Annotated in this window: 12 protein-coding genes; 7 read left to right on the forward strand and 5 right to left on the reverse strand. The window is 74.4% G+C overall.

What is annotated here, in order from left to right; translation table 11 throughout:
* Window positions 1-5 precede the first annotated feature (5 nt).
* Complete coding sequence (locus tag IPL61_02410) at window positions 6-749, forward strand: hypothetical protein (GenBank protein ID MBK9030187.1); 744 nt, start codon at window positions 6-8, stop codon at window positions 747-749.
* On the opposite strand, the gene IPL61_02415 is transcribed toward IPL61_02410, so the two are convergent.
* Entirely contained in the window at window positions 750-1,412 is a 663-nt protein-coding gene (locus IPL61_02415) for a hypothetical protein (GenBank protein ID MBK9030188.1), read from the reverse strand.
* 194 nt (window positions 1,413-1,606) lie between these two features.
* Between IPL61_02415 and IPL61_02420 the strand changes: the two genes are divergently transcribed.
* The 3 genes from IPL61_02420 to queE all read left to right on the forward strand — a co-directional run bounded on the left by IPL61_02420 (window position 1,607) and on the right by queE (window position 6,198).
* Window positions 1,607-2,269 (forward strand): TetR family transcriptional regulator, encoded by a 663-nt coding sequence (locus IPL61_02420; protein MBK9030189.1) that lies wholly within the window; start codon window positions 1,607-1,609, stop codon window positions 2,267-2,269.
* Between the two features lie 309 nt (window positions 2,270-2,578).
* Entirely contained in the window at window positions 2,579-5,476 is a 2,898-nt protein-coding gene (locus IPL61_02425; protein MBK9030190.1) for an InlB B-repeat-containing protein, read from the forward strand.
* Between the two features lie 71 nt (window positions 5,477-5,547).
* On the forward strand, window positions 5,548-6,198 hold the full coding sequence (queE, locus tag IPL61_02430; protein ID MBK9030191.1) for a 7-carboxy-7-deazaguanine synthase: 651 nt from the start codon (window positions 5,548-5,550) through the stop codon (window positions 6,196-6,198).
* Between the two features lie 19 nt (window positions 6,199-6,217).
* Here queE and IPL61_02435 read toward each other — a convergent pair whose 3' ends face one another.
* Window positions 6,218-7,171 carry a hypothetical protein gene (locus tag IPL61_02435; GenBank protein ID MBK9030192.1) on the reverse strand — a complete coding sequence of 318 codons (954 nt, stop codon included), beginning with the start codon at window positions 7,169-7,171 and terminating at the stop codon, window positions 6,218-6,220.
* Between the two features lie 121 nt (window positions 7,172-7,292).
* On the opposite strand from IPL61_02435, the gene IPL61_02440 reads away from it, so the two are divergent.
* Window positions 7,293-8,048: a glutathione S-transferase family protein gene (locus tag IPL61_02440; GenBank protein ID MBK9030193.1), complete on the forward strand. Its 756-nt coding sequence runs from the start codon at window positions 7,293-7,295 to the stop codon at window positions 8,046-8,048.
* On the opposite strand, the gene IPL61_02445 is transcribed toward IPL61_02440, so the two are convergent.
* Entirely contained in the window at window positions 8,049-10,043 is a 1,995-nt protein-coding gene (locus IPL61_02445; GenBank protein ID MBK9030194.1) for a cobalamin-dependent protein, read from the reverse strand.
* 51 nt (window positions 10,044-10,094) lie between these two features.
* Between IPL61_02445 and IPL61_02450 the strand changes: the two genes are divergently transcribed.
* Together IPL61_02450 and IPL61_02455 are read left to right on the forward strand one after the other, a co-directional pair.
* Window positions 10,095-10,853, forward strand: coding sequence for a phytanoyl-CoA dioxygenase family protein (locus tag IPL61_02450; protein MBK9030195.1), 759 nt, complete (start codon window positions 10,095-10,097; stop codon window positions 10,851-10,853).
* A gap of 12 nt (window positions 10,854-10,865) precedes the next feature.
* Complete coding sequence (locus IPL61_02455; GenBank protein ID MBK9030196.1) at window positions 10,866-12,212, forward strand: B12-binding domain-containing radical SAM protein; 1,347 nt, start codon at window positions 10,866-10,868, stop codon at window positions 12,210-12,212.
* Window positions 12,213-12,224: 12 nt separating this feature from the next.
* Here the strand turns inward: IPL61_02455 and IPL61_02460 are convergent, their stop codons facing one another.
* The gene (locus IPL61_02460) at window positions 12,225-13,310 is read right to left on the reverse strand and encodes a methyltransferase domain-containing protein (protein ID MBK9030197.1); all 1,086 of its coding nucleotides are present in this window, start codon (window positions 13,308-13,310) and stop codon (window positions 12,225-12,227) included.
* A 16-nt stretch (window positions 13,311-13,326) separates the two neighbouring features.
* On the reverse strand, window positions 13,327-13,713 hold the full coding sequence (locus IPL61_02465; GenBank protein ID MBK9030198.1) for a PAAR domain-containing protein: 387 nt from the start codon (window positions 13,711-13,713) through the stop codon (window positions 13,327-13,329).
* Between the last annotated feature and the right edge of the window lie 114 nt (window positions 13,714-13,827).

A 13,827-nucleotide genomic window follows, 5' to 3' on the forward strand; every position in this document is an offset into this window, starting at 1 on the left:
GGGCGGTGGCGGGACGCGGCGCGCTGGCGGCCCTGGCGGCGGCGAGCGTCACCGGGTGCGGATCCCGCCCTGCCCCGACGCGCGCGCCGCCGCCGCCCGTCGTGCCGGCGTTGTTCGCGGGGCTGTTCGCGGGCGACCGCGTCCTGACCTACGAGGTCGAGTTCAGCGAGATCAGCTCGGGCCCGGTCGGCGAGCCCGGCGCCGACGACCTCGGACGCGTGACCTACCGCGAGGCGAGCACGCGGCGGTGTGCGCGGACGGTCACCGCCGCCGGCGGGTTCTGGGTCGCGACGTTCGCGTGCGCCGAGCTCGAGCCCGAGATCGCCGACACCCCCGATCCGGACCTCGCGACCAGCGGGGACGAGCCCGAGCGGGACCGCTCGATCGTGGGCGGCCGACTCGACACGATCTTCGTCACCGACGGCCGCGCCCTGTGGCGGCTCGAGACCTCGGGACCACCGACCGTCGACGAGCTGCGCGCGCTGACCGGCACGCCGGCCCTGCTCTCGGCCACGCCGACCGAGGTCACGCGCGAGGACCCCGACCTGGGCACGGTCGAGACCCGTCAGGACCAGGGCGGGTGGTGCGTCGTGTGGGGCAACTTCGGCGAGGACGCGACCGGCGACATCGGCACCGAGCGCTGGTGCCTCGATCCCGGCGCCGGCCTGGTCGAGGTCGCGATCACCTTCGACGGTGCGGTGATGCGCGAGGACACGGCGACGCTGGTGGCGAGCGCGCCCGCGCGCTGATCAGGCCGCGGCGCGGATCGCGGTGATCGGCGCGGTGACGCCGAGCTGCGCGCGGACCTCGGCCAGCGGCACGGCCCACAGGTCGGCCCAGCGCACCGCCAGGAACGGCCGCGCGGCCTTGCCGAGCTGCCAGCCCCGGGCGATGGCGTCGGTGCGCGCGTCGCGGTCGTCGAAGGCGTACAGGAACGTGTTGAGGAAGCCGATCGCCAGGATGGCGGCCGCGAGCCGCGCCGGGAACTGCGCCAGGTAGAACGCCTGCAGGCCGAGCTCGCCGGCGACGTCGGTGTCGAAGCCGGTGACCACGTGCCACAGGTCGTGGGTCTCGTACAGGTGGGCGCGGACCCAGGCCTGGCCGTCGTCCGCGGCCCGCCGGGGCAGGTCGGCCGGGTCGAGGCCGCGGGCGTCGAGGAACCGCGCGGCCTCGCGCCCGAACGTGCCGTCGGGCAGCGCGCGCAGGCGCGGCAGGTCGAGCTCGACCCGGGCGCGCTCGGTCATCGCCGCGCGCCCGCCGGGCAGCTCCTCGACGTGGCGGACGATCGCGCCGAAGGCGGGCGTCTCGCCGAGATCGTCGGCCATCGCGATCACCTCGTCGAGGCGGTTGGGATCGCGGACGAGGCGGACGATGGCGCGACCGATGCGGAGGACCTGCAGTGGATTGACCATGACCAGCATGATGCGAGTAAATGCTCGCATTGTCAGCTCGCGTCCCGGCGCCACGCGGCCCCACCTCGACCGGTGCCGCAACCGTTCGAGATCACGCCGAGCCGAGGTCGCTCGGCGTCGTCATCGCCCCCCGACCGAGCCGCCGCGCTCGCGTTCGCCTTGACCGCGCGCCGGCTCGCGCGCACGCTGCGAGGATGCGAGCATCTACTCGTGTTCAGACGCCGCCGGCCGTCCGCAAGGCCCCGGCGCGCAAGGCCCCGGCCCGCAAGCAGCCGCAGCAGGCGCGCTCGAAGGCGATGGTCGACGCGATCGTCGACGCGGCCGCGCGGGTGCTGCGCAAGCACGGCTACGACGACACCACGACCAACCGCGTCGCCGAGGTCGCGGGCGTCAGCGTCGGCTCGCTCTACCAGTACTTCCCCAACAAGCAGGCGCTGGTCCACGCGCTGATCGAGCGCCACGACGCCCAGATGTGGGCGGTGTTCACCGACCACCTGACCGCCGCGATCGCGCGCCCCTTCGCCGAGGCCATCCCCGCGATCATCGACGCGCTGTTCGCGGCCCACCTGGTCGATCCGGCGCTGCACCGGGTGCTGCACGAGCAGATCCCGCGGGTCGGCGCGCTGACGATCCTGCACGACACCAGCGAGCGCTCGCGGGCGGTGGTCGAGGATCTGCTCCGGGCCCGCGGCGACCAGCACCGGTTCGCCGGCGACGAGGCCACCGCGGCGCTGGTGATGGTCGAGGCGGTCGAGGCCTTGATCCACGCGTCGATCGACCTGCCGCCGGCGCGGGCCGAGGCGGTGCAGCGGCACGCGTCGGTGCTGGTCCTGGGCTATCTGGGCGCGCCCGGCTGATTCCGGATCCGGCTCCGATTCCGGTTCCGGTTCCGGTTCCGGTTCCGGCTCCGGTTCCGGTTCCGGTTCCGGTTCCGGTTCCGGTTCCGGTTCCGGTTCCGGTTCCGGTTCCGGTTCCGGTTCCGGTTCCGGTTCCGGTTCCGGTTCCGGCTCCGGTTCCGGTTCCGGTTCCGGTTCCGGTTCCGGTTCCGGTTCCGGTTCCGGTTCCGATTCCGGCTCCGGTTCCGGTTCCGGCTCGGGTTCCGATTCCGGTTCCGAGGTCTGATTCGCGTGTCACATCGGGGTGGGTGGTCGCTCTATTCAGGTGACATGCGCCCGTACCTCGTCTCCCTCGTCGCCGTGCTGGCCCTGGCCGCGTGCGGTCAGGTCACTCCCCCGATCTCCGACGCGCCGATGGCGCCCGACGCGAGCGTCGACGGCATGGGCGATCCGCCCGACGGCCCGTCGCCCGACGGCGCCGAGCCGGTGCCCCTGACGGTGGCCGCGACCGGCGCCGGCACCGTCACCTCGACCCCGGCCGGCATCAGCTGCGGCGCCACCTGCAGCGCCAGCTTCCCCGCGGGCAGCCAGGTCACCCTGACCGCCACCGCCGACGCCGGCAACAACTTCGCCGGCTGGACCGGCGCCTGCACCGGCAACCAGCCGACCTGCACCCTGACCCTGGCGGCGGCCACCTCGGTGACCGCGTCCTTCGCGCCGGTCACCTTCACCGTGACCACGGCGCTGGTGGGCAACGGCGCCGGGACCGTGACCGCGAGCCCGGCCTCGCTCGGGCTCAGCTGCCCGCCCGGGTGCACCGCCACGGTCGCGTACGACACGCCGATCACCCTGACCGCGACCCCGACCGGCTCGTCGCTGTTCGTGGGCTGGAGCGGCGGCACCTGCACCGGCACCGGGCCGTGCACGTTCAACGTCCGCGCCGACGTCACGATCAACGCGGCCTTCGCGCTCAACTACACGCTGGTCGTGACCCGCACCGGCACCGGGACCGGCACCGTGACCTCGGCGCCGGCCGGCATCAGCTGCGGCGCCGACTGCGACGAGACCTACAGCGCCAACGCGATGGTCACGCTGACCGCGGCCCCGGACCCGTCGTCGACGTTCGCCGGCTGGACCGGCGGCGGCTGCACCGGCACCGGCGCGTGCACGGTGACCATGGACGCGGCCAAGACCGTGGCCGCGCAGTTCACGCTGCGGCAGTACGTGCTGACCGCCAGCGTCAGCGGCACCGGCGCCGGCACGATCACGTCGAACCCGGTCGGCATCGCGTGCGGCGCGACGTGCGCCGCCACCTACGACCACGGGACGATGGTCGCGCTCACCGCGACCGCCGGTGGCACCTCGGCGTTCACCGGCTGGACCGGCGCGTGCAGCGGCGTCGGGGCGTGCGTGGTCACGATGGACCAGGCGCGCTCGGTCGGCGCGATCTTCACGATCAACAGCCTGGCCCTGTCGGTGAGCAAGACCGGCACCGGCGCCGGCACCGTCACGTCGACGCCGGCGGGCATCGCCTGCGGCGCCACGTGTACCTCGTCGTTCAACGCTGGCCAGATGATCACGCTGACCGCGGCGCCGGCGACCGGCTCGACGTTCACCGGCTGGGCCGGCGGCGGCTGCAGCGGCGTCGGCGGGTGCACCGTCACGCTCACCAGCTCGACCACCGTGACCGCGACGTTCACGCTCGACCGCTACACCTTGACGCTGGCGCCGCTCGGCACCGGCGCCGCCTACGCCTCGATCACCTCGGCGCCGGCCGGGATCAACTGCGGCACCGACTGCGCCGAGCTCTACGACCACGGCACGACGGTCACGCTGACCGCCTCGGGCGGCGCCGGCGCGACCTTCGACGGCTGGCCGGCCACCAGCGGCTGCAGCGGCACCGGCACCTGCGTCGTGACGATCGCCGCCGCGACCACGATCAGCCCGCGGTTCACGCTGCGCCAGTACACCGTGACCGCGGCCGTGGCCGGGGCCGGGACCGGCACCGTCACCTCGAGCCCGAGCGGCATCAGCTGCCCGGGCACCTGCGCCCGCCCGACCGACTACGCCTCGACGATCACGCTCACGGCGACGCCGTCGGCCGGCGGCCACACGTTCAACGGCTGGTCGGGCGCGGGCTGCACCGGCACCGGCCCGTGCGTCATCACGGTCACCGGCGCGGTCACGGCCACCGCCACGTTCGGGCCGCCGCCGAACTTCGCGTTCGTGACCTCCACCACCCGGACCGGCAACCTCGGCGGCCTCGCCGGCGCCGACGCCATCTGCCAGGCCGCGGCCACCGCGGTCAACCTCGCTGGCACCTACCGCGCGTGGCTGTCGACCTCGACCGTCAACGCCTCGAGCCGGCTGGCGCCCGCGTCGGGCTGGGTCCGCGTCGACGGCAAGCCGTTCGTCAACACCGTCGCGGATCTGACCTCCGGACGGATCTTCTACCCGCTGGTGATCAACGAGCGCGGCGGCAACATCGTGGGCTCGACGGTGTGGACCGGGACCTCGTCGTCGGGCGTGCTCTCGGGCACGGCGTGCACCAACTGGACCGACGGGACCACCGCCGGGCTCAGCGCGTCGATCGGCTTCAACGAGTACGGCACCAGCGGCTGGACCCAGAACGGCGGCGGCGCGTGCACTGGCAGCCAGCACCTGTACTGCTTCGGCGTCGACCGGACCGCCACGGTGGCGCCGCCGCCGGCGACCGCGGTCCGGCGAGCGTTCGTGTCGAGCGCGGCGTGGCTGCCCAACGGCGGCCTGGCCGGCGCCGACGTGCTGTGCGCCAGCGAGGCGTCCGCGGCCGGCCTCACCGGCTCGTTCCGGGCGCTGCTCGCGACCACCGGCGCGTCGGCGGCGTCGCGGTTCTCGACCGCGGGCAACCCGTGGGCGCGCGTCGACGACGTCGTGCTGGCGCCCACCGCCGCTGGCTTCCTCGGCGGCGCCGCGGCCGGCCCGCCGACCTTCTGGGACGCCGCGCTCAACGTCACCGCCGCGCGCGGCTACGGCTTCGACCGCACGTGGGCCGGCGCCGCGACCGTGCAGACCGCCGGGACCGGCACCAGCTGCACCGGCTGGTCGACGGTCGCCAACACGGTGTTCGGCGCGGTCGGGCTGGCGGCGTCGACGCGCACCGCCACCGCGTTCGCGAACTACACCACCTCGGGCGGCATCACCACCTGCGACAACGCCGCCCACAAGATCATGTGCCTGCAGCAGTGATCGCGGACGCCCGGCGCGCGCCCCGGTCGCGGTCAGGTGACAGCGGCGGCGACGTCGACTACGGTGGCGCCGTGTACGCGGTCAAGGAGCTGTTCCTCACGCTGCAGGGCGAGGGCGCCCACGCCGGGCGCGCCGCGGTGTTCGTGCGCTTCACCGGGTGCAACCTGTGGTCGGGGCGGGCCGAGGATCGCGCGCGGGGCGCCGGCGGCTGCGCGGCCTGGTGCGACACCGACTTCGTCGGCACCGACGGCGGCGGCGGCGGGCGGTTCGCCACCGCCGACCAGCTCGCCGACGCGGCGGCCGCGGCCTGGGGCGATCGCGGCGCCCACGCCTTCGTCGTGTGCACCGGCGGCGAGCCGCTGCTGCAGCTCGACGCCGCGCTGATCGACGCGCTGCACGCGCGCGGGTTCGAGATCGCGATCGAGACCAACGGCACCCAGCCCATCCCCGCCGGCGTCGACTGGGTGTGCGTGAGCCCCAAGGCCGGCGCGGCGCTGGTGGTGGCCGGCGGCGACGAGCTCAAGCTGGTGTACCCGCAGCCGGGCCAGCCGGCCGAGGTCGATCCCGCGCGGCTCGTCGCCCTGCCCTTCCGCCACTACTTCCTGCAGCCGCGCGACGGCGACGAGCGCGCGGCCACGACCGCCGCCTGCGTCGCCTACTGCCGCGACCACCCGCCGTGGCGCGTGTCGCTGCAGACCCACAAGCTCCTGCGCATCCCGTGACCGCGCCAGCGCGCGGCGATCACTGGGCGCCGAGCTTCTTGAGCGCGCCGTCGTAGCCCATCGCCGTCAGGCCGCCGGCGTCGCCGGCCTTGCCCTTCTGGAGCAGCTCGATCAGCTCCGGCTTGAGCGCGTCGGGCGCCTGATCGGCGATGTCCTTGAGGAAGTTGGCGGCGTCCGAGCGGTCGTACTGATCCTTGGACTTCAGCCCGACGACGAACACGTCGAAGTGGGCGGGGTCGCCGAGCTCGATGGCCTTGGCCGCGAGCCGGTGGCGCGCCATCAGCTCCTTGGTGGTGCCGAGCAACTCGACGATCGTCGGCACGTCGGCGGCGGTGGCGCTGTCGGTGATCAGGTCGGCGTAGGACGAGAAGTGATCCTTGGCCTTGGGCAGGTTGGCCTTGACCCAGGCCACGCTCTCGGCCGGGAACGCGCGCAGGCCGCGGCGCAGCGGGATGTCGCGATCGTCGTCGAGCGAGGCGCTCGCCTTGGCGTACTCGGCGATCAGCGCGTCGAACACCGGCTGGCCGCCCGAGGCGCCGGCCGCCTCGTACAGATCGCTCTGCAGCATCGAGTCGTCGGTGATCGCGCTGGCCGCCGCGATCAGCGGGAGGCCGGCGTCGGGCGCCTTGATCTTGGTGAGCACGGTCGCGGCCAGGCCGCGCGCGTCCTTGGTCGCGGTGGCGTCGACGGCGAGGCTCAGCACCTCGGGCGCGGCCTGGGCGCCGAAGCCGACCAGCGTGTCGAGCGGCGCGCAGCCGTAGTCGCTCGAGCACTTGACCATCTCGGACACCAGCGCCTTGGCGGCCGCCGGCGAGTAGGTCGGCGCCGGCGGCGGCGTGGGCTCGGCCGCCGCGACCGGCGCCGCCGCGGGCTCGGTCGGCTTGGGCGCCGCGCCGGGCTTGTCGCCCTCCTTCTTCTTGCAGGCGACGGCGGTGGTGAGCAGCAGGGCGGACAGGAGCGCGACAGACTTCATGGCCGCGACGATGAGCAAGGCCGGGGCCAGCGCGCAAGGCCTCCAGCGAGCGATCGCGCGCCACCGCTGGGCCCGCGCCGACCCACCTGCGCCGATGCGCGGGTCTGCCGGACCCCGCCGCTTGACCGCGGCCGCCGGCCGGGCGCTGATCGCCCCGATGGCCGATCTGATCTTGCGACAGCCGCCGCGGCGAGCCTGGGGCACGCCCAACATGAGCCCGTTCTGCGGCAAGCTCGAGACCTACCTGCGCGCCACCAGCACGCCCTACCAGGTGGCGCCGGCCAACCTGCCGGGCGCGCTGTGCGGCAAGATCCCGTACGTCGAGCTCGACGGCGAGGTCCTGACCGACTCCCAGCTCATCATCGACGAGCTCGAGCGGCGCGCGGCCGCCCCGCTCGACGCCGGCCTGACCGACGGCGAGCGCGCGCTGGCGCGGGTCGCGCGGCGGACCCTCGAGGAGGGCACCTACTTCCTGAGCGTGCGCATGCGCTGGGTCGAGCCCGACGGCTGGCCGGTGGTCGCGGCCGAGATGAAGGCGGTGCTGCCGGCCCCGCTCCGGCTGGCGCTGCCGATCATCCGCCGCAAGGTCCGCAAGATGACCGTCGCCCAGGGCACCGGCCGCCGGTCCCGCGACGAGGCCGCGGCGATGATCGCCGACGACTGGGCGGCGATCGCGACGTTGCTCGGCGAGCGCCCGTTCTTGCTCGGCGACACGCTCCGCACGGTCGACTGCACGATCTACGCGTTCCTCGAGGGCATCCTCGGCTTCCCGGTCGACAGCGGCCACCGCCGCGCGGTCGCGGCCCACGCCAACCTGGTCGCGTATCGCCAGCGCGTGCGCGATCGGTGGTGGAGCGACCTCGGCCCGATCCCGTGATCAGCCGCTGGCCGGCAGCACCACCAGCCGCGGCGGCCGCGCGACCGGCGCGACCGCGGGCGTGGCCGTCGGCGCGTCGGTGATCAGCTCGCCGACCGCGAGCCGCGTGCGGAGCACGCCGAGGTGGGTCGTGACGAACGCCGCGAAGCTGGCGACGCCGACGTAGCTCGGCGGCGTGAACGTCACGACCGTCGGCGCCGGCGCCGGGGCCGCGCCCGCGGTCGCCGCCGCCAGGTACGCCGGCCACGCGTGCGCGAACGCGCGCGTGCGCGGCGCGGCGTCGCCGAAGCGCGGGGTGATCAGCCGCTGCAGCTCGACCGCCTCGGCCACGACGTCGGTCGTCGACGGCGCCAGGCCGCGCACGCGCCGCACGACCGCCTCGGTCTCGGCCAGGAACCCGTCGTAGCGCGCCAGCGCCGCGATCGCGATCGCGTCGTCGACCGGCACCGGCGCCGCGCCGGGCTCGGCGTCGGGCGACGGCAGCACGAACGGCTCGCCGGCCAGCAGCGCCGCCGCGTAGCGCTCGACGACGGCCCCGAGCTCGGCGTAGACCGACCCCGGCGCCGCGATCGTGAGCTCCTCGGCCAGCGCCGCCAGCAGCTCGCGGCGACCACCGCCGAGCCCGTCGGCCGCCGCGTACAGGACCACCCGCGCCAGCCGCAGGTTGTAGAGCGCCGCGGTCAGGAACGCGCACGCGTAGGCGCGGCGCCACTCGGCCAGCGGCAGATCCTTGGTCGCGACCACGACCTCCTGGACCTCGTCGACGATCGCGTCGACGCCGGTCGAGGTGGTCCAGCGGCAGATCCGGGTCTCGAGCCCGTGCTGCGCCCGCGACGCCGGCGAGCCCAGCTCGGCGTTGTCGATCAGCCGGCACAGGAACAAGACGAAGTCGTGGCGCGACCACGGCGGCGTGGCCTCGGCCAGGGTGTGCGTGAACGACGCGTAGGTCTGGCCCGGCAGGCCGAGGATCAGCTCGTTGAACGTCGGGATGCCGCGGGCGCCGCAGATCTCGCGCAGCGCGCGGGCCTCGCCGGTCTGGATGTTGTCGCGCTCGACCGCGGCGAGGACCCCGTCGTCGAAGTCCTGGACCGCGAGCCCGACCCAGGTGCCGATGTCGGCGCCGTGGAGGATGTCGATGGTCTCGAGGTTGCGGGCGTGATCGTTCTTGGTCAGGTAGAAGTAGAAGCTGGCCGGGCGGCCGGTGCGGCGGCGCAGGTCGGCGATCATCCGCGCGATCTGGGTGTCGCGCGGCCGGATGCCGAAGTTGGCGTCGGCCAGCATCAGGTGGGTGAGGCCGTGGGCCGCGACCCACGCCAGCTCGGCCTCGACCCGCGCCAGCGGAAACTCGACCACCTTCTTGGTCAGCGACCAGTCGCAGAACGTGCACGAGAACGGGCAGCCGCGGTTGGTCTCGAGCAGCACCATCGCGAACCGCTCGCGGTGCCGGGCCCACAGCTCGTCGAAGGTGCCGTCGAGGAACGGCGAGCCGGTCGCCGCCAGGTCGAGCACGCGCGCGGGCGGCGCCGTGACCAGGTGCGCGCCGCCGGCGGCCCGCACGACCACGCCCGGCAGGTGCGCGAGGTCGCGGCCGTGCAGGCGCGCGCGCACCAGCTCGCGGAACGTGACCTCGCCCTCGGCCAGCACCAGCACGTCGACCGCCGGGTGCGCGTCGAGGAACGCCCGGGCCTGGGCCGGCCGCCGCGGCACCGACGGTCCGCCGACGACGATCAGCGCCGCCGGGTGCGCGGCGCGCGCGGCCGCGGCCACCGCCAGCGCGTAGGTCGCGTTCCACGGGTACAGCGACAGGCCCAGCACGTCGGGGTCGGCCAGGGCCGCCACCGCCGCCGCGATCGGCTGGCGCACGACCTCGACCGCGAGCGTGGTCGCGGCCGCGAGCTCGGGGTCGGCGCGGATCGTGGCCACCAGCACGCCCGCCGCCAGCGGCAGCACCGGCGTCGCGTCGATGCCCTCGTACTGGCTCACCACGACCCGCATCGCGCGATCATGCCACAGCGCCCGCGCGGCGCGACGGTGTACGCTCGGCTCGTGCAGACCTCGCCCGCGTGGCCCGACGCCGACGGCGACCCGCGCGCCGCGTTCGCCGTCACCGGCGCCGCCGCGCTCGGGCGGGTGCTCGATGACGATCAGCTCGCGATCGCGCGCGCGGCCTTCGACGAGCTGTTGCCGATCGGCACGACCGGCCCGTACGCGACGATCGTCCACGACGGCTGGCGGCGCGCGCCGGCGCTGGCGGCGCTGGTGCCGGCGATCGCCCAGACGGCGGCCCGGGCGATCGGCGTGGCCGAGCTGGTGCTGTTCCACGAGCACCTCTTGTGGAAGCCGCCCGGCGGCGACGACATGGCCTGGCACCAGGACTACTCGTACCTGCCGCTCGATCGCCCCGACGGCTGCACGCTGTGGATCGCGCTCGACGACTGCGACCCCGCCAACGGCTGCCTGTACTACCTGCTCGGCACCCACACCGCCGGCGAGTACCGTGCGGCGTGGGGCATCTGGGAGGACGACGATCCGCGCGCGGCCTTGCCGCCGCTGGTGGTGCCCGACGACCAACCTGGCCTGCCGGCGCCGACCGCCGCCGGCCACGCGATCGCCCACCACACCCTGCTGCTGCACCGGTCACCGCGCAACACCGCGCCCCGACCGCGCCGGGCCTGGGCCCTGTCGCTGGTCACCCCCGACGCGCGCTGGGCCCCCCGCCACGCCCACCACCCACGCAGCGCCGTCGTGCCACGCGCCCCCGGCGACCCGCTCGAGGCCGACCTCCTCCGCGCCACCGTTCGCTGATAGACTGCGCCGATGCGGGTGGTCTTCGTCGAGGTCGACACCGAGCGGTCGTGGTCGGTCGCGTCGATCGGCCCCGGCTTCCTCGCGGCGTACCTGCGCCAGCACGGCCACGAGGTCGCCTTCGTCCGGGCGACGGTGGTCATGTCCGACGACGAGGTGGTCGCGGCGGTGCGCGCCGCCGGCCCCGAGCTCCTGGCGCTGTCGCTGACCACCCGGCAGTGGCTGCGCGGGGCCCACCTGGTCGGCTGCCTGCGCGCCGATCCGGACCTGGCGGCGGTGCCGGTCGTCGCGGGCGGCCTGCACCCGACCTTCGCCCCCGAGCAGGTGCTGGCCACGCCCGGCTTCGACTTCGCGTGCCTCGGCGAGGGCGAGGAGGCGCTGCTCGAGCTGGTCACCGCGCTGGCCGCCGGCAAGCCGACCTGGCGCATCGCCAACCTGTGGAAGCGCGACCGCCCGCGGCCGGGCCTGCGGCCGCCGTTCGAGCCGCTCGACGCGCTGCCGTTCGCGGCGCGCGACGTGCTCGACGAGCCGCTCGGCACGGTGCACATGTGCACGCAGCGCGGCTGCCCGTTCCCGTGCACCTACTGCGCGGCGCGCATGTACAACCAGCTCTACGACGAGGCCGGCGCCGGCGAGTACGGCCGCCGCCGCAGCCACGACAACGTCCTGGCCGAGCTGCACGCGCTGCGCGCCGCCGGCCGGCTCGGCTACGTGATCTTCCTCGACGACACCTTCACGATCAACCACGGCTGGGTGCGCGAGTTCTGCCGCCGCTACGGCGAGGAGCTGGGCGCGCCGTTCTCGCTGCACGCGCGGGTCGAGACCGTCAACGAGAAGATGCTGCACATGCTGGCCGCGGCCGGCTGCAAGATGATCACCTACGGCGTCGAGAGCGGCAGCGAGCGCGTGCGCCGCGAGATCATGGATCGCCAGGTCACCAACCAGCGCTTCCGCGACGTGTTCCAGTGGACCCGCGACGCCGGCATCATGCTGACCTGCAACTTCATGCTGGGCCTGCCGGGCGAGACCCGGGCCGATCTGCAGCAGACGCTCGACCTGGCCGAGGAGCTCGACGTCCTCGACTTCGGCTACTTCGTGTTCTACCCGTACCCCGGCACCGCGCTGTTCAAGGTGTGCAAGGACAAGGGCTACCTGCCCGACGACTACCTGACCCGGCCGGCCAACCACCGGGCGTCGATCCTGACCCTGCCCGACCTGACCAACGACGACATCGCCGAGTACTTCGATCGCTTCACCGCGCTGCGCCGGCGCATGTACCAGGCGCGCACCGGCGAGGCCCCGCCCGACGAGCAGACCGCGGCGCTGGACCACGTCGATCAGCTCGCCGCCGCGGGCTAGCGTCAGCCCGCGCTACGTCCGCGCGGTCCGCGCCAGCCGTAGCAGGTGCAGCTGGTAGTGCATCACCGAGCGGGCGTTGAGCGTCAGGTGCCACGGCACCGCCTCGAGCTCGTCGGCGATGGTCAGGCCGGTGTCGATGCCGGTCCGCAGCTCCGGCGACAGCAGGCGCCGCAGCTCGGCCTCGCTCGAGCCCTGGTGATCGCCGCGCTGCGAGTGCCCGCCGATCCAGTGCTCCATCGCGGCGGCGGTCGTGGTCCAGTCGTACGGCGTCGACAAGAGCGCGGCGCCGGCGTCGACGAGGACCCGCCCCAGCTCGATCAGGTGCACGACCGGCGACGGCACGCAGTCGAGGACGTTGAGCGACAGCGCCCCGGCGAAGGTGGCGTCGGCGAACGGCAGCGTGCCGACGTCGGCGCACACGAACGCGACCCGCTCCCGGGGCAGCTCGTCGGTCGCGGCGGTCGCGGTGTCGAACACCTGCCCGACCCGGCGCCGCGGCCAGGTGATGTGCCCGGTCCGCCGCGCCTGCTCGGCCCGGCGCAGCATCGACATGTTGAGATCGACCCCGACCACCAGCTCGGCGCCGGCGGCGGCGAGCTCGAGCGTGCCGCGCGCCACCGCGCAGCCGGTGTCGAGCCACAGGCCGGTCGGCGGCGTCGGCAAGAGCCCGGCGGCGGTCTCGAGCAGCGCGGCCAGCGAGCCCTCGCGGCCCAGCGGCTGCGCGCGGTCGAGATCGCCCCAGTGCGAGGTGCCGTAGGTCGACAGATCGTGGCGCTCGCGATCGAAGCTGCCGCCGCGGCCGGCGGCGTCGCCGAGCATGCTCTCCATGAACGGCGACAGGTCGTGGCGGCGCATGACCGCGTCGAGCTGGTGCTCGGTCCAGCTGCCGATGTTAGCGACGGCGACGACGATGCCATCGAGGATCGGGTGCTCGCGCATGCACGCCGGGCACACCAGCACGCCCTCGATCAGGTCATCACCGGCCGGGCCGGTGTCGACCTGCACGATCGTCCCGAGCTCGAGCCGCGGCGCCGGGCGGCCGTAGGCGCGGCAGCTCGGGCACACCAGGCCCAGCCGCTCGAGGTGCGTCGTCAGCACGCCAGGTGGCCAGGCCCTAGCCGCCGATGATGACGGTCGGCGCGCCCGGCGGGATGATCTTGCCGGTCGGGCTCGGGATCGGCGCGACGCACCCGGTCCAGGACACCATGTCGCCCACGCGGGCCGCCGGCAGCCCGCTCATGATCACGCTCGTGCTGCCCTTGGCCACCATGCCCGGGCCGTTGGGCACGCACGACGGCAGCGTGCACACCTTGGTGATGCTCGTGACCGTCGCCGCCTCGAGGTTGACGATCTTGATCGTCGGCTGGGTCGCCGAGATGATCGCGTGCGGGATCGGCGGATGCGGCACCGGCGTCGGCACCGGCGCCGGCGGATGGATCGGCGCGTGACAGTGCGGGCTGTCGTGGAGGACGTTGTCGGTCTTGCGGGCGGCAGGTGGCATGGGGGTCGTCCTCAGGTAGGTGCGATCAGGACGGGTCGCTGTTCATCAGTCGTCGCGCGTCGGGTCAGCGGTTGATCGAGGTCGCGGATCTCGTCGGTCAGTCGCTGAATCTGC

It is taken from the genome of Myxococcales bacterium (assembly GCA_016717005.1).
GTDB lineage: Bacteria > Myxococcota_A > Polyangia > Haliangiales > Haliangiaceae > UBA2376.

Coding starts and splice junctions, on each gene's coding strand:
- IPL61_02415 (MBK9030188.1), bottom strand. CDS start 1,412: ATGGTCAATCCACTGCAGGTCCTCCGCATCGGTCGCGCCATCGTCCGC.
- IPL61_02420 (MBK9030189.1), top strand. CDS start 1,607: ATGCGAGCATCTACTCGTGTTCAGACGCCGCCGGCCGTCCGCAAGGCC.
- IPL61_02455 (MBK9030196.1), top strand. CDS start 10,866: ATGCGGGTGGTCTTCGTCGAGGTCGACACCGAGCGGTCGTGGTCGGTC.
- IPL61_02465 (MBK9030198.1), bottom strand. CDS start 13,713: ATGCCACCTGCCGCCCGCAAGACCGACAACGTCCTCCACGACAGCCCG.
- IPL61_02425 (MBK9030190.1), top strand. CDS start 2,579: ATGCGCCCGTACCTCGTCTCCCTCGTCGCCGTGCTGGCCCTGGCCGCG.
- IPL61_02435 (MBK9030192.1), bottom strand. CDS start 7,171: ATGAAGTCTGTCGCGCTCCTGTCCGCCCTGCTGCTCACCACCGCCGTC.
- IPL61_02445 (MBK9030194.1), bottom strand. CDS start 10,043: ATGCGGGTCGTGGTGAGCCAGTACGAGGGCATCGACGCGACGCCGGTG.